Origin of the sequence: Nocardia sp. NPDC049149, from assembly GCF_043197455.1 — a bacterium.
Taxonomy (GTDB): domain Bacteria; phylum Actinomycetota; class Actinomycetes; order Mycobacteriales; family Mycobacteriaceae; genus Nocardia.
This window is the reverse complement of the sequence record NZ_JBICTD010000007.1, coordinates 100,659-121,484: the sequence shown is the minus strand read 5'-3', so window position 1 is coordinate 121,484 and position 20,826 is coordinate 100,659. Positions and strand designations below refer to the sequence as shown.

Annotated in this window: 15 protein-coding genes; 4 read left to right on the top strand and 11 right to left on the bottom strand. The window is 69.1% G+C overall.

Going from position 1 to position 20,826, the window contains the following annotated elements; all coding sequences use genetic code 11:
• Positions 1-24 precede the first annotated feature (24 nt).
• From ACGFNJ_RS28130 to ACGFNJ_RS28105, 6 genes are all read right to left on the bottom strand, one after another.
• Positions 25-822 carry an ABC transporter permease gene (locus tag ACGFNJ_RS28130; protein ID WP_393454447.1) on the bottom strand — a complete coding sequence of 266 codons (798 nt, stop codon included), beginning with the start codon at positions 820-822 and terminating at the stop codon, positions 25-27.
• Between the two features lie 3 nt (positions 823-825).
• A complete protein-coding gene (locus ACGFNJ_RS28125; RefSeq protein WP_393454444.1) occupies positions 826-1,719 on the bottom strand; it encodes a 2-aminoethylphosphonate ABC transporter permease subunit in 894 nt (297 codons plus the stop codon).
• The gene (locus tag ACGFNJ_RS28120; RefSeq protein ID WP_393455350.1) at positions 1,716-2,846 is read right to left on the bottom strand and encodes an ABC transporter ATP-binding protein; all 1,131 of its coding nucleotides are present in this window, start codon (positions 2,844-2,846) and stop codon (positions 1,716-1,718) included. The genes ACGFNJ_RS28125 and ACGFNJ_RS28120 overlap by 4 nt, the downstream gene beginning before the upstream one ends.
• A 73-nt stretch (positions 2,847-2,919) precedes the next feature.
• Positions 2,920-3,933, bottom strand: a complete 1,014-nt coding sequence (locus ACGFNJ_RS28115) for a 2-aminoethylphosphonate ABC transporter substrate-binding protein (RefSeq protein WP_393455347.1) — start codon at positions 3,931-3,933, stop codon at positions 2,920-2,922.
• 133 nt (positions 3,934-4,066) lie between these two features.
• A complete protein-coding gene (locus ACGFNJ_RS28110; RefSeq protein ID WP_393454441.1) occupies positions 4,067-4,756 on the bottom strand; it encodes a phosphonatase-like hydrolase in 690 nt (229 codons plus the stop codon).
• 8 nt (positions 4,757-4,764) lie between these two features.
• Positions 4,765-5,892: a TIGR03364 family FAD-dependent oxidoreductase gene (locus ACGFNJ_RS28105; protein WP_393454439.1), complete on the bottom strand. Its 1,128-nt coding sequence runs from the start codon at positions 5,890-5,892 to the stop codon at positions 4,765-4,767.
• 97 nt (positions 5,893-5,989) lie between these two features.
• Between ACGFNJ_RS28105 and ACGFNJ_RS28100 the strand changes: the two genes are divergently transcribed.
• The 4 genes from ACGFNJ_RS28100 (at position 5,990) to ACGFNJ_RS28085 (ending at position 12,422) form a co-directional block, all read left to right on the top strand.
• On the top strand, positions 5,990-6,769 hold the full coding sequence (locus ACGFNJ_RS28100) for a GntR family transcriptional regulator (RefSeq protein WP_393454436.1): 780 nt from the start codon (positions 5,990-5,992) through the stop codon (positions 6,767-6,769).
• A 96-nt stretch (positions 6,770-6,865) separates the two neighbouring features.
• Positions 6,866-9,112 carry a hypothetical protein gene (locus tag ACGFNJ_RS28095; protein WP_393455344.1) on the top strand — a complete coding sequence of 749 codons (2,247 nt, stop codon included), beginning with the start codon at positions 6,866-6,868 and terminating at the stop codon, positions 9,110-9,112.
• 152 nt (positions 9,113-9,264) lie between these two features.
• The gene (locus ACGFNJ_RS28090) at positions 9,265-10,995 is read left to right on the top strand and encodes a hypothetical protein (RefSeq protein ID WP_393454433.1); all 1,731 of its coding nucleotides are present in this window, start codon (positions 9,265-9,267) and stop codon (positions 10,993-10,995) included.
• 11 nt (positions 10,996-11,006) lie between these two features.
• Positions 11,007-12,422 carry a hypothetical protein gene (locus tag ACGFNJ_RS28085; RefSeq protein WP_393454430.1) on the top strand — a complete coding sequence of 472 codons (1,416 nt, stop codon included), beginning with the start codon at positions 11,007-11,009 and terminating at the stop codon, positions 12,420-12,422.
• Positions 12,423-12,521: 99 nt separating this feature from the next.
• Here the strand turns inward: ACGFNJ_RS28085 and ACGFNJ_RS28080 are convergent, their stop codons facing one another.
• The 5 genes from ACGFNJ_RS28080 to ACGFNJ_RS28060 form a co-directional block, all read right to left on the bottom strand.
• Complete coding sequence (locus ACGFNJ_RS28080; RefSeq protein WP_393454428.1) at positions 12,522-13,394, bottom strand: hypothetical protein; 873 nt, start codon at positions 13,392-13,394, stop codon at positions 12,522-12,524.
• A gap of 1,263 nt (positions 13,395-14,657) precedes the next feature.
• Positions 14,658-14,867 (bottom strand): hypothetical protein, encoded by a 210-nt coding sequence (locus ACGFNJ_RS28075; RefSeq protein WP_393454425.1) that lies wholly within the window; start codon positions 14,865-14,867, stop codon positions 14,658-14,660.
• Positions 14,868-14,883: 16 nt separating this feature from the next.
• Positions 14,884-15,150: a hypothetical protein gene (locus ACGFNJ_RS28070; RefSeq protein WP_393454422.1), complete on the bottom strand. Its 267-nt coding sequence runs from the start codon at positions 15,148-15,150 to the stop codon at positions 14,884-14,886.
• Between the two features lie 3,984 nt (positions 15,151-19,134).
• Positions 19,135-19,644: a hypothetical protein gene (locus tag ACGFNJ_RS28065; protein ID WP_393454419.1), complete on the bottom strand. Its 510-nt coding sequence runs from the start codon at positions 19,642-19,644 to the stop codon at positions 19,135-19,137.
• 93 nt (positions 19,645-19,737) lie between these two features.
• Positions 19,738-20,397, bottom strand: a complete 660-nt coding sequence (locus ACGFNJ_RS28060) for a hypothetical protein (RefSeq protein ID WP_393454416.1) — start codon at positions 20,395-20,397, stop codon at positions 19,738-19,740.
• Positions 20,398-20,826 lie beyond the last annotated feature (429 nt).

Below are 20,826 nucleotides of genomic sequence, written 5' to 3'. Positions count from 1 at the left end.
ACGCCATACTAGGGCGCGGTCGCATCAGCGCAGGGCAGCGCGGCCGCGCAGGCGTCCGAGCAGGATCAACGCCGTCAGCGTGACCAGGACGAGCACGGTGGTGGTCGCGGCGGCGTCGAACACCTCGCCGCGGTCGGTCTGCGTGAAAATGCTCACCGGCAGCGTCTTCCAGGTGGCCGGGTACACCATGATGGTGGCGCCGAGCTCGCCCATGGACAGCGCGACCGCGAGCCCGGCGGCCGCGCCGAGCGCAGGCAGCAGCAGCGGCAGGGTGACCTGGCAGAGCACCCGGACCGGACCGGCGCCGAGTGACTCGGCGGCCTGCCGGTACGCGGGGTCGATGCGATCGAGCGCGGCGGCGACCGCGCTGAACGCGTAGGCCAGCACGAGCACCGAATGCGCAAGGATGACAATCCATTTGGTGCCGCCGAGCAGCAGCGGCCGCTCGTTGAACGCGATCAGCACGCCGAGGCCGATGGCGACCGACGGCACCGCGACCGGCAGATGGAACACCGCGTCGGTGCAGCGCCGCCACCAGCGCGGCGCCTCCCGTGCGGCCAATGCCGCCCAGGTGCCGAGCACCAAGGAAATGGCACCGGCCAGCAGCGCGGTCTGCAGGCTCACCGACAGGCTGGCCGCCTGCTCACCCGACAGCGCGCGGCCGAGGTTGGCGAAGCCGAGGTCCGACGGCAGCGCGCCGGTCCAGTGCCCGGCGAAGGCGGCCGCGCCGACGGTCGCGAACGGCGCGACGAACACCACGAGCACGACGAGCGCGAAGACGGCGAGCACGACCGCCTTGCCGCGCCTGGTCCACACCAGCATGGGTCAGCTCTCCTTACGGGACGCGCCGGTGAACCGGGCGAACACCAGCCGATATCCGATGTACAGCGTCAGCGACAGCACCACCTGCACCGTGGCGAGCACCGCGGCGCCGGGCAGGTCGAAGGTGACGATGCCGCGGGTGAAGATCAGCGCGGGCAGCGTGAGCACGCCCTTGGCCCCGGTGAACAACACGATGCCGAACTCGTTGAGGGTCAACAGCAATGTGAGGCTGCCGCCTGCGGCCAGGGCAGGCCACGCTTCCGGCAGCACCACCTGCCGCAGCACCCGCCACGGGGAGGCGCCGAGGCTCGCGGCGACGTCGAGCTGTTCCCTCGGCAGCTGCGCGAACGCGGCGAGCAGCGGGCGCACGACGAACGGGGTGAAGAAGGTGATCTCGGCGAGGACGATCCCGAGCGGGGTATAGAGGAAGTCGAGGGCTGGCTTGTCGTTCCCGGTGATCCGCCCGATCAGCACGTTCACCGCGCCCGCTGTGCCGTACAGGAACGTGAAGGCGAGGGTGATCAGGAACGACGGCAGCGTCAGCACCGTATCGATGAGCCTGCCGACCACCTGTGCGCCGGGAAACGGCACGAAGGCCAGCACGATCGCGAGGAAGGTGCCGAGCACCAGGCAGCCGAGTGTCGACGTCACCGCGATGGACACGGTGCGCCACAACGCGTTCCGGAACAGCTCGGAGCCGAGCACGTCGGTCCACACCGATGTGCCGCGGCCGGTCGGTGTGACCGTGGATTCGGCGAGCACCCGGATGATCGGGTACACCGCGATGAACAGGACGACAAGCAGCGGCGGCAGGCTCCACAGCACCGGCTTCCAGTTGCGCTGCGGCGCAGGCCGATCGGCGGGCTCGAGGTCGGGGACCAGCTCTAGAACGGTCATGGCTGCTGCGCACCTACCGCGCGCGGGATGAGCACCCCGGCCGGATCGGGGAACTGGACGCCGACGACGGTGCCGACGGCGGTGTCGACGTGACCTGCCAGATCCGCGGTGATCTCGTCGGCGACCCCGTCGACAGCCAGATGCACGCGGGTGGTCGCGCCACGCCACACCGCGGCGGTGACGGTGCCGCGCAACGCATCACGGTCGCCGGTGCCGCCGAGGCGGACCGTGTGCGGCCGCACGCACAGCAGGGCAGGGGAGTCGATCGCCCAGTTTTCCTGGCCGACGCCGGGGGTCGGCGCCTGTGCACGGAGCGTCCTGCTGCCGACGGTGACCAGTGCCGATCCGCCGGACACCCGATTCACCATGCAGGGCAGCAGGTTCGCGCCGCCGAGGAACGCAGCGGTGAAGTCCGACGGCGGTCGCCGCCACAGGTTTTCGGCGGTGTCGATGTCGAGCAGCCGCGCGTCGCGCATCACCGCGATGCGGTCGGCCAGGGCAAGCGCCTCGGACTGGTCGTGGGTGACGTACAGCATCGCGGTGTCCGGCAACGCCTTTCGTAGCTGTTGCAGCTCGCCGAGCATGGACTGGCGCAGCTGTGCGTCGAGCGCGGCGAGCGGCTCGTCCAGCAGCAGCACCTTGGGCCGGATGGCCAATGCCCTGGCGATCGCGACCCGCTGCTGCTGTCCGCCGGACAGTTCCCTCGGTAGCCGCTGCGCGTAGGCGCCCATGCCGACCATGTCCAGCGCCTCGGTGACCCGCGCGCCGATCTCGCTGCGCGGCACCCGATGTGACTTCAGCCCGAAGGCGACGTTGCTGTGCACCGACATGTGCGGGAACAGCGCATAAGACTGCACGACGACACCGATGCCGCGCTTGGCGGGCGACAGGTCGGTCACGTCGCGCCCGGCCAGCCGGACCGCGCCCGAGGTCGGCCGGACGAATCCGGCCAGTGCCTTGAGCGCGGTCGACTTGCCGGACCCGGACGGTCCGAGGAGCGCGACGGTCTCGCCCTCGGCGACGCGCAGCGTGAAATCGGTCAGCGCGACAGTGGTTTTGCGACCGCTGCGGTAGCTGACGCCGACGCGATCGAAGACGATCGCCGGTTCGACGATGGCGGATCGCATCGGTGTCTTGGCGGCTGACCTGGTCAGCGCGTCACCAGTGGGCATTGTCGACTCCCTTGTCGGATACGGGGTTTCAGCTACCGGTGACCTTCTGGTAGGCGGCAAGGTCGCCATCCAGATCGGTGAGCACGGTGTTCCAATCGACCGTGAGCAAGTCGACGCCCTTCAGCACCGAGCTCGGCGACGGCGCCGAGCCGGTGACCGGTGTGTCGCGCAGCTCGGCGCGCGCAGGCACCGCGAAAGCGTCCGGGCCGAGGGTCTTCTGGGCCTCGGCCGACAGCAGGAACTCCATCAGCTTCTTCGCCTCGGCCTGATGCGGTGCGCCCTTGGCCAGACCCATCACGTAGGGGACGGCGACGGTCGACTTCTTGCCGTCGGCGGTCGCGGGGAAGAAGACGCTGAACTTCGAGCCCTTCTCCTTGATGGTGGTCAGGTTCATCTGCACATCGCCGTTGGCGACGCTCAGTTCGCCCTTGTCGACCTTGGCCTGCAGCTTGCCGGTGGACGGGGACGGCCCGACGTTGTTGGCCTGCAGCTTGGTCAGGTAGTCGAGCGCGCCCTGCTTGCCGAGCAGCTTCTGCAGCAGGACGAGCACGGCGGTGCCGTCACCGGCCTGGCCCGGCGTCGAATACTGCAGCTTGCCTTTGTATTCGGGCTTCAGCAGATCGTCCCAGGTGAGCGCGCCGGCATCGACCGAGGTGTTGGCGATGAAGCACAGGTAGTTGTTGGCCATGGTGACGTACTTGCCGTCGGCGTCCTTGTCGGACGCGGGCACTGCGCTGGTGTCGATGCCGCTGTTCTGGAGCAGCCCTGCGCTTTTCGCCTTCTGGATGAACGGCGGCAGGGTGACCATCACGTCGGCCTGCGGGTTGCCCTGCTCCTTGTCGACTCGGTTGACGACCTCGCCCGAGCCAGACTCGACCAGGTTGACCGCGATGCCGGTCTGCTGCTGGAAGTCGGCGAAGCGGGCCTTGTACCAGCTGCCGACGCCGTCCGCGGAGTAGACGGTGACGGACTTGCCGCCCGTGCTGTCGGCGCCGGTGCCGCCGCAGGCCGCCGTCGCCGCGAGGGCGGTGGCGGTGGCCATGAGCAGCGCGGTCCGGGAGAGGGTGCGTGCGAGACGCGCTCGCGTGGTCGAAGTACGCACGATGACTACAACTTTCGGTTCGTGAGGAGTGTCGGAGTCGAAGGGGCGGTTGACCGTCGCTGGTGCGACGGGGTCATGGGTGCTCGGCGAGCACGAGCGCGGCGAACTCGGCGACCGAGGGCACGACATGGGTGGCGCCCGCCGCCCGCAGCTGTGCTTCGTCGTGCGCGCCGGTGAGCGTGCCTGCGACGATTCGGGCGCCCGCGGCAAGGCCGGTGGCGATATCGCTGGTGGTGTCGCCGAGCACCGCGACGCGATCGACCGCGTCGGCCTGCAGCCGCAGCACCGCGGTGAGCACTATGTCGGGGTAGGGGCGGCCGCGGCCTGCGTCCGAGGGCGCGAGGGTCAGGTCGGCGATGTCCTGCCAGCCGAGCGCCTTCAGCAGCCGGTCCTGGGTGCTGCGGCTGAACCCGGTGGTGAGGGCCACCCGGATGCCCGCGGCGCGCAACGCGGTGATCGCTTCTGCCGCACCGGGAATCGGGGTGATCTCGACCTCGTCGATCAGCGCCTCGTAGGCGCTCTCGAACGCGCGGTTGGCTTGCTGGGCGCGGTCTTCGTCGCCGAGCAGCGCGCGGAAGACGGCGATCTTCGACTGGCCCATCGTGTCGAGGACGTACTGGCGGGCCGAATCGCGTTCGGGCCCTTCGGGCGCGATGCCCGCGGCGGTGGCGGCGGCATCGAAGGCGCGCAGGACGAGCCCGCCGTCGGCGACCGTGGTGCCCGCCATGTCGAGGGCGACGAGTTGAATGCTGTTGTCTGGCACGTTCTTCCTCACAGGTTCAGCAGTTCGGCGGTGTCTTCGCCGATGACGGGGCCGAGGGTCATGCCGCGGCCGCCTGGGCCGGTGATCACCCAGATGTGCTTGCTCGCCTCGGCGCGGGTGACGACCGCGGTCGGGTCGACGGTCTGGCTGTACACGCCGGCCCAGCGCCGGATCACCTGCGGCAGTTTGCGTCCGAGCAGTTCCTCGGCGACCGCGATGAGGTGTTCGTAGGGCGCCTCGTCCACGTCGAACGCGAACGGCTCGTCGTATTCGTGGGTGTCACCGATGGTGAGCCCGCCGTGCAAGCGCTGCACGCACAGCAGCTGCATCTTGTGCTCGGCGGCGGTGGCGGTTTGGGACTGTTCCCGGTTCAGCGCGTCCAGCGTCTCGCCCGCGAAGCCGGGGTAGTACCGAAAGCTGTCGCCGTCGGCGACGGCGGTGGTGAGCGGCTCGTCGAGCGGCGCGGTCTGCATCATCTGGAGCCGGACCCGGCGCACCGGGAGCACGCCTGCCAGTTCGCGGGTCAGGCCGGAGTGTGCGGCGCCGGGGCAGGCGAGCACCAGGTCGGCCTCGAACCGGCGGCCTTGATCATCGAGCACCGTTGCGCCGGAGCCGGTGTCGGTGACCGACCTGGCCTCGGTGCTCGCGTGGAAGGTGTAGCGGCCGGTGGCGGTCAGGTACGCGCGCAGCGCGGGCAGCGCCTGCCGCGACTCCACCGCAGCGTCGGTCGAACAGTGCAGTCCGGCAAGGAATTTCCCGCGCAGCGCGGGGTTGAGCGCCTGGATCTGCGCAGGCTCGAGCAGCGTGAACCCGCGCTGTTCGGCCGTGGGGCCTGTGCTGGCGGCCTCGGCGACGGCGAGTTCGGCGGGGGTGCGCACCAGCGTGATCGAGCCATTCGGCCGGAATCCGACGCCGGGGACCTTGCCGCCGATCTCTTCCCACAGCTCCCGCGATCGCAGCGTCACCTCGAGCTCCGCGGCGGACCGTCCGGAGACCCACACCAGGCCGAAGTTGCGTACCGTTGCCCCGCGGGCCTCGGTCTCGCGCTCCAGCTGAATGACCTCGTGACCGCGGCGGACGGCGGCCAGGGCATGTGCGGTGCCGAGGATCCCGCCTCCGATGATGACCAATCGCATGGGACATATCGTGCACATTGGTCTAGACCAAGGGGTGTTACCCGTGCGAACGCTAGGTTAACAATTGGTATAGACCAATTACGGGTACGCTGTCGGCATGGACGCAGCGGAGGTGACGAGGGTCGGTGCCGAGCCGACAACCGGCGACAGGCACAGTGGGCGAGCGGAATTCGCGCTGCCCGATCGGTTGCCGAAGTCGTATCGGGTGCGCACCGAACTCGAGACGATCCTCGACGATCTCGCTGAGGGCGATCCGGTGCCCTCGGAACGAGACCTGGCCGTTCGGTTCGAGGTGGCGCGCGAGACCGTGCGCCAGGCATTGCGAGATCTGCTGGTGGAGGGGCGGATTCGGCGGCAAGGCCGGGGCACCGTGGTCTCGCGTCCCAAGATGGTGCAGCCGCTGTCGCTGCGCTCCTACACCGAGGGCGCCATCAGCTATGGGCGCGTGCCGGGCCGGCTGCTCGTCGGCTGGGACGATGTGCCCGCCGATGCCGACATCGCCCGCGATCTCGGTGTGCCGGTGGGCACTTCGGTGATGCACCTGGAGCGGGTGTTGCTCGCCGACGGTGAGCGCATCGGTTTGGAGAGCACCTACCTGCCGCTGGCTCGGTTCGCCGGCCTCCGTGCCACCTACGATCCGACGACCTCGTTGTATGCTGCCGTGCGTGCCTCCGGGGTGGTGTTCGGCAGGGCCACTGAACGTATCGAAACAGTCCTCGCATCCCCGCGTGAGGCCGCGTTGCTCGAATGCACCACGGCGCTGCCGCTGTTGTTGCTGCATCGGCGCAGTCTCGACGCGGACGGCGAGCCGATCGAACGGGTGCGCGGGCTCTATCGTGGCGATCGGATCGCGTTCGAGGCGCACCTCAGCAAATAGCCTCGGTGCGACGGTTCGCCCCAGGACCGTACTGGTCGTTTTGTCGCGTTTACCCGGTTCGCTTATGCTCCCGATTTCGTGAGGCTTGACGGGGAAATGGGATCGCGGCGCGACGCGCGAATCTGGGGGGCGGTGACCGCGATCGGCGTGATCGTCGGCTACGCGGCGGTGCTGCTGGCGAACGCGCGGCACTTCTACACCGACGACACCGAGGCGCAGTACGCGCCGATGTGGGTCCATCTCGGTACGCAGTTGCGCGAGGGACGATTTCCCTGGATCGTGCCCTGGGAGTGGATGGCGGGCAACTACACCATCGAAGAGGCCGGGATCTACAACCCGCCGCAGCTGCTGATCTATCTTCTTGCGCCGTCGATCGACAATCTCGCCGTCTACGCGACGGTGGTGAAGCTCGTCTTCTCGATCATCGCCGGGCTCGGCGTCTTCCGGATCTGCCTGGCCTACGGCGCACGTGCCCCGTGGTCGGCGGTGGCAGGCATCGGATTTCCGTTGAGCGGGTGGTTCCTGTTCTTCGACGAGGCGAGCTGGTTCACCTCGCACACCGCGACCGCGTGGATCGTGCATGCGTGGGCATCGGCGGTGCTGTACGCGCGCGGACGCGGCGGTCCGATTCCGGTATTCCTCTTCCTGTATCTCGCGCTGACGGTCCAATATGCCTTCCCCGCAGTGGAAGCCGGGTTGATGATCGTCGCGGTCGCCGTCGGCGAGGTCATCTACCAGCGTCGCTGGGGGCCGTCGCTGCGGTTGCTGCTCGCCGCGGGCGCCGCCGCGCTCGTCGCGGCGGGCGCCAACCTGCCGGGGATCCTCTCCTCGCAGGTGACCTGGCGGGGCAACGCGAAGATCCACAACGATCCCTTCCTGACGGTGCCGTGGTCGGAATCGTTGAACGCCAGCTTGCCGAGCACGACACCGGCATTCACCGCATGGTGGGGGCATGTGCAGCCGTTGCCGATGGTCTATGTCGCCTGGTTCCTGATTCCCGCGCTGGCGTTCATCGCCTGGCGGGCGGCCTACGATTCGGTCAGGGAGCTCAGCGGGCCAATACTTTTCGCCGTCGCGGTGCTGATGTGGACCGCGGGCCCCGGCGCAATCGGGCCGCTGCGCTGGCCTGCCCGCGTGCTGCCGATGGTCGCGCTCGCGCTGCTCGTCCTGGTCTGCGTGCTGCTGAGCAGACACGGCACGCTGGCGTCGCTGCGCCGCCGCGGCATCGCGGCGGGGGTGTTGATCGGGTTGTTGTTCATCCGATCCTTCTCTGCGGCACCGGAAATCGTGGTGCGCCATCTCCTCGCGGTGTTGGCGGTCGGCGCGCTCGGCGCCGCGGCGGTGTGGCTGGCGCGGACCAAGGGCGTAGCGGTTGCGTGTGTGCTGTTGATCGTCGCGATGTTTCCGATCGCCTACACCCAGGTGGCGGCCGCGCCGCCGACCGCGCTGCCGTACAACTTCCCGGAACGGCGCTCGGAGATGGCGGCGGCCTTCCCCGACTTCGACGGCGTGACACTGCAACTCGCCGATCGTGCGATCTTGCGACCGGAGGACCGAAGCATCTCCGGCGCCTACGGATCACTCGCCATCGGCAACTACGCCAAGAACCTCGGACTCGATTACGTGAACGGGTACACGCCGATCGGGCATGCGCCCTTTGCCGGGGTGCTGTGCATGGCATGGGACGGCAGCACCTGTGTCGACGCGTTCCGGCGCGCGTTCGCGCCCGAACCATCCACCGGCGCAACGATTGTCGATCTGATGAAGGTCGACCGGGTGGTGCTGCACCGTGCGCAGTATCCGAACACGAGGGAACAGCAGGCACCGGCGGGCTGGAAGTGGGTCGACTACCCGGGCCACGAACGCTACATCTGGGTGCTCGAACGGGAGAACGGTCTCGTCTCGACGAAGAACGGGGCGATCGCGCACACCGTCGGTGTGACCGCTACCTCGTCTTCTTCACACGATGAAGCCACCAGCGTCAGCCGGGTGAGCTCGACCAGCGGAGGCCGTATCGTCTTCAGCAGGCTGAACTGGCCTGGGCATCGGATCACGGTGAACGGTAAGGACATTCCGCTCACAACCGTGGAGCGGACTTTCCTCGCCGTCGATATTCCGGCGGGCACCAGCAACGCCGAACTGGTCTTGTCCTGGCGGCCGCCGGGGTGGCAGGTCGGCATCGCCACGGCGGTGCTCGGCCTCGTCATGATCGGTGTGCTGCAGTGGGTGGCGCGTACGGGTCGTTGGTCTGTCCCGTCGAGTCCGGGCCTCCGGCATCCGGATTCGAGCGCCGAGCCGAGTCGAGCGCTGCGGCCTGCGGAACCTTCCGGCGCAGGAGGCTGAGTTCCCACCGCTGGGAGGTTGCCGACGGGCCTGGTTCGGCGGCGTCGGACCTACAGTTGTCTCTACGTTTTCGCACCGCGAGGAAGGGGCAGCGTTGAAGTACGCGGCAGCGCAGGCTCCATACCGCCGCCCTGGAGCCGGAGAGTGCGCCGGTGAGTCGATCGCTGTGGGTTGACCCGGAAGGTCTGCACGCGCGCGGGGCGGCGATGCAGGAGATCGGCGACGAGATCGGGCAGGTCGTTGCGCGGTTGCGGGCCGCGCTCGACGCGGAGGGCCGCTGGTGGGGCGACGACGAGGCCGGTAAGGCATTCGAGAAGACCTACGAGCCGGACGCTCGGCAAGCCGTTGCCGCATTGGCGGAGTTTGCCGCGTCGGTGGACGGCTTCGGCCGCGATGTGATGATCGCCGCCGAGAACTTTCAGATCATGGATCAGGTGGGCGGCAAGCAGATAGAGGCGGCCACCGAGACGGATGCCGGGGCCCCGCTCGGTGGGGATCTGCCTGCCGAACCCGTTCGCGCACCGGATGTCGCGGCGACTCCTTCCTCGCCTGAGCAGCTTCCCCTTGTTGCGCCGCAGTCGGATGCGGATCAGGTCGCTGCTGAAGCCATGCCATTGCCGACAAAGCCATTGCCGCACAACGGTTTTCCCGATCCTGCGCCGAATGGCGGGAATCGGCAGGGGAGTCGTGGGGTCGATGGCGGAGCGGATCCGCAGGCTGCGCCGGCCGGTGCAGGCAGCGGCGATCGCGCGGTCGGCCAGGACCGACGCCGGCCGGTCGAGCCGATCGCGACATCGAATGCGGTGCCGCCGAGTGTCCGACAAGCCGACAGGCCCGCGGGTAGCGAGAAGAAGCCGGCGACGGCTCCCGCTCCGGGTGGGCCGACCAACACCGTGGCACCGCCGCGCGCCGGTGCCAGCCCGCCTGCCGTCAGTGCGCCGTCGGCGCGGCGGCCGCCGGGGACGCCATGGTCCGGAGGTGCGCCCTCGGCCGGGTCGCCCGCCGGAAGTCCGCCGCCAGTGGCCCGGCCGGACCGCCCAGCCGTCAGCCCGCCCGCCGGAGCGAAGCGCCCCGTCCGGGCGGGGCGTCCAGTCGTGCCGCGGGCCGACCGCGACCAGCAGCGGCGATCGAGCAGGCAACTACACGCAGACAGCGAAATCGCGCGGCTTGCAAGAGAACTCGCCGATCGGCACGGTATCGCGGTGTCTGGACTGGATACGCCGGGTATCCACGAGGCCTACATCCGTGCGTTCCTGGCCGCCGTCGTCGACGTGCTCACGAAGTTTCCGGTCATCGCGTTGCGCCACGTCGGAATCGCTCCGCTCGGGGATCACGCCATCGCCCGCGTCGAGCGGCGGTCGACCGGAGTCGGGAACGCCGCGAGCACCTGGTCCGCCGACCTCAACGCCACTCTGCTCGCGGATGCCGCTCGGCTGGCCGAGGCGATGAGAGCGGCGGACAGGCCGGGATCGGTTGTTGCGCAATCGGATATCCGCCCGGTCTACACCGCGACGGTTCGAGAGTTCGGGCGCGCCTTCGATCTCGCCGGCGCGGGGCAGGCGCGTGCTCGGGCGCAACGGGCGCTGATCGCGGAGTACCTCGCGGACGGCGGGCACCGACGCGTAGGGCTCGCCCGGGTGGTGCGCGGCTACCTGCAATGGCGTGATCAGTTGAGCGGCAGCAGTTTCGACAAGGGGCGCTTCGATGCCCCTGCGGCACTGGCAGCCGCGTTCACCGACGTCATGCTCAACGGGGACCGTGCCACCGAACCGGCGCAGACGTTGTGCAGGCTGCTCGTCGACACCGCGCGGCCCTCGGCGACGGCAGGCACGGCACGCCCGGGCGACGGCGAACCCCGACGGGTCCGCCGAACAGACGCATAGGAGGTCACCGAGTGCAGGGTCCGGAGACGGACGATCCAGCGGAGCAGCACCGGCTGGTACGGGAGATCGCTGCGGCGATCTCGGCGGCGGTTCCCCCGGAATGCCTTTCGTGGCAGGCCATTTTCGCGGTGACCGTCGGGGCCGACGTCGCGGAGATCACCTGCCTCGACGGTGACGCGCGGCCGGTATCGGTGCCGCCGACGGCGGCGATGACGGCGTTGGCGCGGCAACACCGTGACATCTCCGCGCGGGTCACCGACGGACCGTGGTGGCGACTGATCCTGTGGTCGAGCGCCGACGGTGCGCTCGACGTCGACTACGACCGCGGGGACGAGCCGTTTCCGGACGAGCACTTGCTCGCACCCGAGGCGTACCGGGACGATCTGGCGGCCTACCCGAGGGAACGACTGCCCATCTGGCTGGCGGCCTACCTCGAACACGCCGATCGGCAAACTCGCAGTCCGCAGCGGGCTGTCGCCGCCGTACGCGCCGATCAGGACGCGGGGGTTCGGCCGACACCCATGACGAACGAACTGCCGGACCTGCCGGTGATGTGGGCCAGGTGGGCGATGCTGTCGGCGGCGTTCGTCGCGGTCCGCTCCGAGCGCGGACCGCGCGTGTTGCCCTCGCTCGGCTGGTTCGAAAGCTCCCGGCGGGCAGGCTCAACGCTGTACGTGCTGCCTGGCGGCCGGGCCGTGCTGTCGGGAGGTGTGTGGAATCCGCCCGCACTCGACGCGGTGTACAACGGCGGCGCCGAGATGCCGAATTCCTATGCCGGGGCACCGGATTGGGTGGCCGACCCGGTATTGAACCCGCGCGCCGCCGCAGGGCTGCTCTCGTTCTGCTACTGGTGGGATTCCGGGCGATGGTATCGAGGCGAGTCGCCCTCGGCGGAGCAGTCCGGTGCGGCGATCCCGGGGGTGTGGACCGCCGAAACGGTGGCCGACATCGTGGCGAGTGTGCTGCCCGATCGGGCGAGTGACCGGGTGCGCGCGGCGGCGGCCGCGCTCGAGTCGGCCGCACAGGTCGGCGCGGTGACCAGGGAGCTGGTGCGCGAAATCTTCGATGATCCGGAGCGTTTCGATATCGACGGTGCGATGTATCAGTTCTCGATTGCCGGTTCGCTGGACACGGAGACCCGGCGCCGGATGTCCGGACCGGAGGCCATCGTCCGGGTCCGTACGTACATCACCGAACGGCAGTTGGACGTGACGGGCTATCCGCTCGCGCAGTTGCGGGCCGACCGCATCAGCGCGGGCTGGATGGTCTATGTACCGGTGCAGCGCGGGGAGATCGCGATCGGACGGGCGATCTTCTACGTCGCCGACGACGGCGTCGTCGAGCACTCCTCGTCATCGACGCCGCCGGTGACCTATGCGGCCGGATTCGAACAGCGCTACCGGCGACGGCAAGGGGAGCGAGACTGAGCATGATGCGGTGGGCGGCGCGGCGCTCCCAAGAGTGGGGACGGGTCCACCCGTGCGGATCGCGTCGCGTTCTATCCTGCGGATCTGAATCTGCGCGGCTCACCGGGGGATGCTGATTGTGTCGACGACCTCGGAGGAGACGTTCGCTGACGTTCCGGAGCTGATCCGGACCTTGGTGATCGGCCAGGAATATCCGCGGATGGACGGCGACGCGGGGCGACGAGTCAGTGCGGCCTGGCAGCAGGCCGGAGCGGAGTTGGCGGAACTCGCGCAACGGCTGCGGGACGAGGTTGCGGGGTTGCCTGCCGCGGTGAACGGTGAATTCGGGGACCGCGTCGTCGCCGACGCCGCGCCGATGTGCGGGGTGGCTGATGATTCGGCGAAGTTCTGCCACAGCATGGGGCGCCACACCGATCGTGGTGCCACCGACAGCGACACCGAGAAGTATGTGATCAAAGCCTTCGCCTTGATGACGGCGTTGCAGCTGATGGCGGCCGGTAGTTCGAATCCGGTCATCGCTACCGGGATCTTGAGTGAGGCCCGGGCGAAGCATCTGGCCGCGTTCCGGGCGTTTGTCGCCGCACGGGCCGGCGCCGGGGTGGCCGCCGCAGCAGCATGGACGGGGCCGTTGCTCGTCCAGGCAGGCGGATTCGCGGTGTTCGCCGGTGGCATCGAGGCCGTTGTGCAGAAAGGCCAGATCGAGGGGATCCTGGACGGGCATCGCGCGGCGATGGATTGGCGAGCGATCTGGATAGCCGCTGCGGCGGGCGCCGGGTCCGCGCTCAGCGGTGCGCTCGGCGGGCGGGCGGCACATGCCATTGTCTCCGGCGCGGACGTGCCGGTCCTGTTGGGGCGGGCGGTGATTGCCGTGGTGTCCGGCCTCTCCGGTGTCATCGGTGGCGCGGCGACCGCCGCGGGAATCACCGGCGAGTTCCGGCTGCCGATGTCGGCGTTGGCCAGTGGTGTGGCCATCGGGCTGGCGAGCGCGCACCTGCACGCGCGGGCGCACCCTGAGGCGCCGCCCTCGCTGCCGGACCCGGCTCAGCACGAAAAGATCGGGCTCACTACGGATCTCACGCGGCCGGAGGCACTCAGCACCCGCGAGCACGCACTGACAGCGACTGGTGAACCCGCGGTCGCCGAGGTCCTGTCCGGCTCCTCGGACAAGGTGGCCGCCACGGCTTCGAGAGGGGCGGTCGGTGATCCGAATGCGGCACTGTACGAACGCATCAACGTTCTACGGGAGCGGGAGCTGGCCGAAACCAGGGCTGCCGCACGCCAACCCGAGCCGACGGCAGCACTGAACCCCGCTGAGCGCCCAGCGACGGTCGACAGCTCGGTCGCCGCGGGCGGCGAGATCGCGTCCCAGGCCTCGGCGAGTGAACCCGTGGGGCCCACGGTGGCCGAGACGCCGACCGTGTCCGACGGCGCGGCACCCTCCGCACCGGCGGACCCGCCCCCCAGCGCGGACCGGCCTGCCGATGGAGACGGCACGGAATCCGCAGTGGATCCCGCCGTAACCGAGAGCGACACAGCCGAACTCGACCAGGCCGTCGCGGCGCGGGACGAGTCGCGCGCCGAGCTTGCCCGGTTGCTGGAGCGGTCGCCGCAGGAGGTGCGTGAATGGGGACCCGAACCGTTGGAACGGGCGGTGGGACGGTCCGACAACTGGGTGGGATCGCTGGGTGAGCAGGGCTGGGCTCAGCTGTCGCCGGAAGTGCGCGAAGGGGTGGTGTCGGATCTGCCCAAACGAGTGGGCGATCAGGCGCAAGCCGATGTCGCAGCGTGGCGCGAGTCGGGGTCGGTGCAGCAGTGGTTGCGACAGAAAGAGTTTGCAGAGCCACCGGCACGTTCCTCGAATGAGCAGCAATGGCAGGCGGTGCGTACGGCGGCCGCCACCGAACGCGTGCCGTCGGTCGGCCGCCTGCTGGACGAACTGGAGCGATATCGGACGGCCGATGCTCGGGTCAAGGCGTTGGATCCGCGCGCGGCCGACGGGACGTGGGACAGCGCTCATCCCCGATACCAACAGCCCGATCCCGTTGCCGCCGTGCGGGTCACCGAGAGCAGCGCACCCGGTGCCACTGGCGCTGACCTGACCGGTCCGGCCGAGCGGGCACGGTCGGCTGTCGATGCGCCCAGCCATAGCGAGACCGCACCCCGGGTCGTCGAGTCCGTTGGCGCGGACCCGACTGCTAGTCCGGATGGGCATGAGCGAACCGCCGATGCGTCCGGTCACGGCGAGCCTGCACCACGCGCCGCCGAGGCCGAGCAGATGACTGACGCCGAACGGGATGCCTTGGTGCAGAAGGAGATTGTGGAAGTCGGTGCCGCGGCCTCGGCGGAGGCGGTGGCGAAGGTGCGTGCGGCGGACTTCGCGGTGCTGAGGCGGGAGGGGACCCAGGCGGGCTCGGCGTTGGCGCGGTGGATGGGGCTGTCGGACACCGAGTTCCACCGGATGTCACCGTCGCAGTTGCGTGCCGCGGTGGAGCTTCAGGTGGCGCGGGCCGAGCGGCTGCCCGACTGGGCGCAGCAGGCACGCGCGGACGCGGGCGGATTGATCGGTGACACCGTGCGTCGCGACATGGCCGCCGAGGTCGAGAACGGCCGGGTACCGGTCGGTGACGCGGTGAATGCGGCGCAGGCGGTGCCGGCGGAACTGCGGAACAGATTGCGGGAGTGGGTGGGTGAGGATGCCGCGGTGGTCGAGCGGTGGATGGATGTGCACGCGACACGCGATCGGATGGTGCAGACTCCTGGTCTGATGCTGCGGCTCGAACCTGTTGTCAGCGAGCCGGTTCCGGCCCCAGCGGTGCGTGACCAGGTGGTGAACACCCCTGATCTGGTGTCACGACTCGAACGTGCCGTCGACGACCTGGTGTTCGGAAAGCGTGTGGAGGCACCCGAACTGGTCCTCGCTGGCGCAGGTCCGGCGGAGGCGGGCCGGTCGGCGTCGTCCGAGCGAGGTGGGTACGACGTCGACGGGACCGGTGCGTATTCGGTTCCGGAGCCGTCGAACGCTTCCGGACGCCAGCGTGTCGAGGACGCTGGGCTGGAACGGCTGCGGGACTTGCGGGACAAGGACTTGGCCGAGACACGGCAGGCGAACCGCAGGGGTAGGAGCGCGCTGTCGGCGGAGGCTGCCGCGATGCTCGCGGAAAGTGGGCTGGCGCCACGCGTTCCGACCGGCCCGATGCCGGTCACCGAAGCGGTGGGCGCGGCGGCGGACCCACGGTCGTCCGGTGCGCGCACCACCCTGCGGACGGGTGGGCCCGATGGTGATGGGACAGGGCCATATTCGGCGCCGGATTCCGCGCCCGGCCTGCGGTCGGCGCCGGGGTCGTCGACGGCGGCGATGCCGCACGAAGTCGCCGGTGCGCGGTCGGCGGCGGGGTCGTCGACGGTTGCCGTGCAGTCGCGTGAAATCGCGGATTTGCTGGCGGGTCGGACCGATCCCGTAGCGGAGGCGGCGCTGGAGCAAGCGCGCCAGGCCTGGCAACGCGAGCGAGCGGAAACCGATTCCCCGCAGGGCGATTCCGGTGCCGAGACGACTGCGCGGGCCGGTGCGGAACACGCGGAGACACCGCCTGGTTCGGCGGAGACGCCGCTGCCTGGTTCGGCGGAGACGCCACTGCCTGGCTCGACGCAGACGCGGCCGGATGGTTCGACGCAGACGCGGCCGGATGCGGCCGATCCCGTGTCTCAGCAGCCTGCCGCTGCCAAGTCTGGGCCCGATGTTCGAGATGGCGCGGGGTGGCCGAGCGCCACGATCCTCGGCGCCGTCTCCTCGGACGAGAACGCCGACGAGGTAGCTGATCCGCCAGTGCCACACCAAGATCCGCAGTCGACCGTTGGAGAACCGATTGCCGAGCCGGTCCAGGTTCCGGCCGACACCGTGCCACGCATTGCGGCCGCCGAGGAGGCGTCGCCGCAGGATTTGAGGGACGCGCACGCGGCGGCGACCGCGCACGTTGCCCAGCTGTTCCAGGCCGCACCGCAGGAGATACGCCTGTGGGGCCTGCCGCTGGTCGAGCGAGTGATCGATCGGTTCGAAGCCTGGCTGGCCATGCTCGGCGCGGACGGGTTGGCTCGGCTGGACCCGGCGGCGCAAGCGGGCTTGTTGCAGAACCCAGCGGAACTACTCGGCTCGATGCTGCGCGAAACGGCCGAAGCGCTCCGCGGGGCGACCCCGGTGCTGGAATGGCTGCGTGCGGAAGAACTGGAGCCGGACGGTACCAGCGTTGCGCAGCAACAGCGCTGGTCGGAATTGCGCCGCCTTGCCGAGGAGGGGCCGTCCGCGGCGCTGAACGAGATGCTGGCGGCCATCGACCGTTATGCGATGACCACCGCTGAGGTGGCGAAATTAACACCGGTGCAACAGGATTCGACCGACCATCGGGAGGATTCACCGCAGACCGCACCGGCGCCGCCGACGAGCTCGACCGCGCCGCGGCAATCGCTGGGGGAGTCGTGGTGGTTCTCCTCTCCGTTGCGGCCGCAATGGATTCGGACGGGTTCTGAACTCGGCAAGCTGGCTGAGCAGCTCCGCCGCCAGTACGGCATCGACATCGATCACTGGAGGACGGGCCCGGAGTCAACGGCGCTGGCCCGACTGCGCGCCGAACTAGCCTCGCGGACCGCCGAATTGGTTCAGCTGCTCGGCATCGATCCCGAAGAGGTGAGCGCCCGGCGGATCGCGGAAGAGCTCGCCGCGGCCGTGGCCGCGATCGACGACCGGTCCTACCCGGCGACGCCGGAGGACGAGCGCCTGATCGAGCTCGCCGAATCGCGTGCGCTTCTCGTGTCGGTGATCGACGCCGCGACCCGATTCAGCCAGCTGACGGCGCGGATCCCTACCGCAAGACCCGATTCCGGCCGGAGCGGGCTCGGCCGGTTGGTGCAGACAGGTCCCGGCGAGCTGCGCAGGCGCCTGCGGCTACTGGGCCTGTCTGGCGACCTGGTGCGACCACCAGCAAGGCCGCACCGGCCGTCGGGGCCAGGGATCGCACCACCGCCGACAAAGCAGACAGTGTCGGCGCCACCTGGGCGGCGGTCGGAAAGGGGACCGTCCGCGACCGGGCCGGTCGCCGGGGCAACGCAACGCGAGTCGACGCCGCGGCGGCCGACGGCACCGGTCGCCGGTCCGGGAATTGCCGGAAATCCGGACGGCGACAGGGCATTTCAGGAACCAGATGTGCAGGGCGCGCCTACGCCGATCGATTGCGCGCCACTGGTCTTCCAGTATTTGAAGGAGGAGAACCCGAACGTCGCCGCGTATCTGGCCGATGCGCCGCCGATGCCCGACGCAGGTCTGGGCGGGACGGACCCGGAGCAGCTGCTGTCCGCCCTTCGCAGCCAGCGCTGGGGCACATACGAAACCTGGCAGCAGCTTGTGGACCTGCTCTACAATCTGGGCCCCGGTGCCGCCGCCTACGTCGTGACCGAAAGCAGGCACGCCCGCCGTGCCGGGGGCAGGGATCACGCGCGACTGATCTTTCACGACCTTGCGCAACCTGAAGCGATCAAGTGGCGGGACCCTCTGGTCGACGGCGGCGCGAAGCAGCTGTTCGAGGGCGGCTTCCAGTTTCCTTCCGGGCTCGACGTGTTCGCCGTCGTCTACCGGCCCGATGGCACTGTGTATTCCGATGGCACTGTGTATTCCGCGGCCGATCACTCGACGACGGATGGGATCGACCTGGTCGCACCGTCGCCGGTGCGTCCGGTCGCCGGTGTCGGGGATCCGGCAGAGCCGGGAGGTGAGATCGCTGAGCGGGACATCGACACGAGGTTGCGAGACCTGGCCACGTCGCTCGATATCGCCGAAGCCCGTGCGAAAGAGTTGAATGTCGAGCTGAGTCACCTAGCCGCCATGCAGGGCACCCGCGCCAAGGACCTGTGGCCAGGCTCCGCCGAAATGGAGGATTGGACAGACCAGTTCGAGAGAGCGGCCAAGAGGCTGGCCTGGCTGATCGATGTCAACCAGCGGACACACCAGACGGCTCGCTCGTCCGAGCTGACGGATAAGCAGATACTTCGGCAGCTGCGCCGACCGGAAGGGCGCCAGCAGATCGTCATGCTGGTCGAACGCCTGCAGCGTGGGCTGGAGTCGGTGGACGCCGGCACGTGGCGCGCACTCGTGGCGGAGTCAGAGGGCGGTGGTCTCCGCGACCTGCTCGCCCTCATCGGTGCGGTACTCGTCGATGTCGACGCAGGTTCGGCGGCGACGTCGGACGCATCCGCCGCGCCGAATCATCTACTCGATCGGAAACTGGCCGACGTGTTCGCCGCAGCGGAGCGGTTGCCGCAGCGCGACACCGGGCACCTCTACTCCATAGACCCCTTGGCCGAGTTGCGGCTCCTGAGCGAATTGCGGTCGGACGACCGCGTCGTCGAGCGGATCACGGTAATCATGGATTACCTCGAACTCGGCCGAATGATCGAGCTACCAAGCCAACTCATCGATGTGCGGACCGAGATCGCTCGGCTGCGTGACGACAAGCTCGGGCTCGAGCTGACGCGGCTGGTAGACCGCCAGGCCGACGCGGTCGAGATCGCTCGCGTGGAAGTGAAGCGTGCCGAGAACATGGAAGCGTATTGCCAGCTACGCCTCCAAACGGTCGCCGCGAAGTTCGAAATGGATGTTTCGTCCTACACGAGCGCGGAATTGCGGCAATGGATCGAGGAGCTGGGAACCGACTCCAGCCAGCGCGAACTACTCGAAGAGCTGGCCTCGGCTGTCGAGGATCACGCGGTGGCGGTCGACGAGCGGATTCGGGTCCGTGCGCTGGCGAGAGCCGTTGCCTCGAACCAGGAACGGGTGTCGGCTCCCGCTCTCGGAGACCACGAAGCCGCTGAGCCCTTCGACGTGACCTCGGCTATCGATGCGGAACTCGACACACTCGACGTGCTGGTTCGTGCGCACGGTCTGCGTAACGGACTGGCGGCCGTGTGTGGCCTGGATCCGGCGGATGTGAAGTCCGAGTTCGGGCGTCTGCGTAGGGAACTCGCCGGACTGACAGCCGGCCTGGCCGACCACCTGGTGAAGATCGGCCGCATACCGCACCCGACCGAACTGACCCCGGGCGCCGTCCGGCGGGCCGATGAAGCGTGGGCACAACGACAATTGGACCTGCGTGGCACAGGGGAAGACGTGCGTCTGGCCAAAGTCGATCAGTGGCGCGCTGATGCCGCGCGCTACCTGGGACTGCGCGACCTGCACCATTACATCGACCAAAGCAATCGGCTTGCCGCGGAATGCGATGCCGCGTTCGCGCGGATTTATGATGCCGCGGGACGCCTGACGGCGCGTTGGGGTCTAGATCGATCGGAGGTGCCACCGCGGCCGTCGAAATGGGTATCGCTCAGCGCGGCAAGCGTATTCGAGTCGACCGAGGAGGCTCGGGCGCAGCACCGCGCATGGGGTGAGCGGGTCGCGGCGGCCGCGGACCGTCGCCGCCGTGTATTCAGCGAGATCGTGACCCGAGCACGACCGCTCGAGGTGGCACAGCTGGACGAGCTGCGCCCGCACGAGCTGCTCGAAGCGATTGATGCCCTGGTCAGCTGGGGCACCTTCTATCGGGACGCGACGAAGGACGACGAGCTCACCGACGAGGGGTACGACGCCTTCGCGGTCAAAGAAACCAGCGAGCTTCTCCTCGACCACTACTTTCCGCTGTTCTTCGCCGCCGACACCGTCGAGCGCGCGACCCGCGCGGAGGCCGCGACCGCTGTCGCGCGAGATGCCTTGCGCCGTGACGTTATTGAGCAGAAAGGGGGACAGTGGCGCGCATCTCTGGTTGCGGTCGTCGAGGTCGAGGGCGAACCGCCACAGGTGTACGTCGCTGGTCCGGTGTCCGGGCTCGATCGGGCGCTCGACGACGTCGAGCCTGCGGTTCGGGCCGATCTGCAACGTCGGCAGGCGCGTTTCCATTTCCGTGAGTTCGTCGTAGACGAGAACGGACGAGTTTTCGTTCACGAGGTCGAGCCGACGGGCCGCGAGATCGCCGAACCTGATCAGCCGAGGTCGAACGAGCAACCGCGAACGGAACTTCCCCGCGCTGCCGTCGATGACGCGCTCACGACATGGCTCGACCCCGAGCTACCGTTCGCGGAGCGGGTCGCCGAGGGCGTGGCATTTTCTGCCGACGGCACGGGCGGCGGAATCCTGGTCGTCGCCGCGCCTCCTGGTATGCACTTCCGGGTATTGAGCGACCTGGCACTGGCCGACAGGCGGTTCGCCGGAGCCCTGTGGCGACCGGAGTTCGAGAAGCGATACTTGCGGGTGGCACCGGGGCCGGACGGCATTCCGGTCGCGGAGATCTGTAGCGCGAGCGAAGCGGAGCGGGGGCACCGGGAACCGACCGTCGACGAGATCGAAGGCATTCTGCTGGCGGAGTACCTGCGC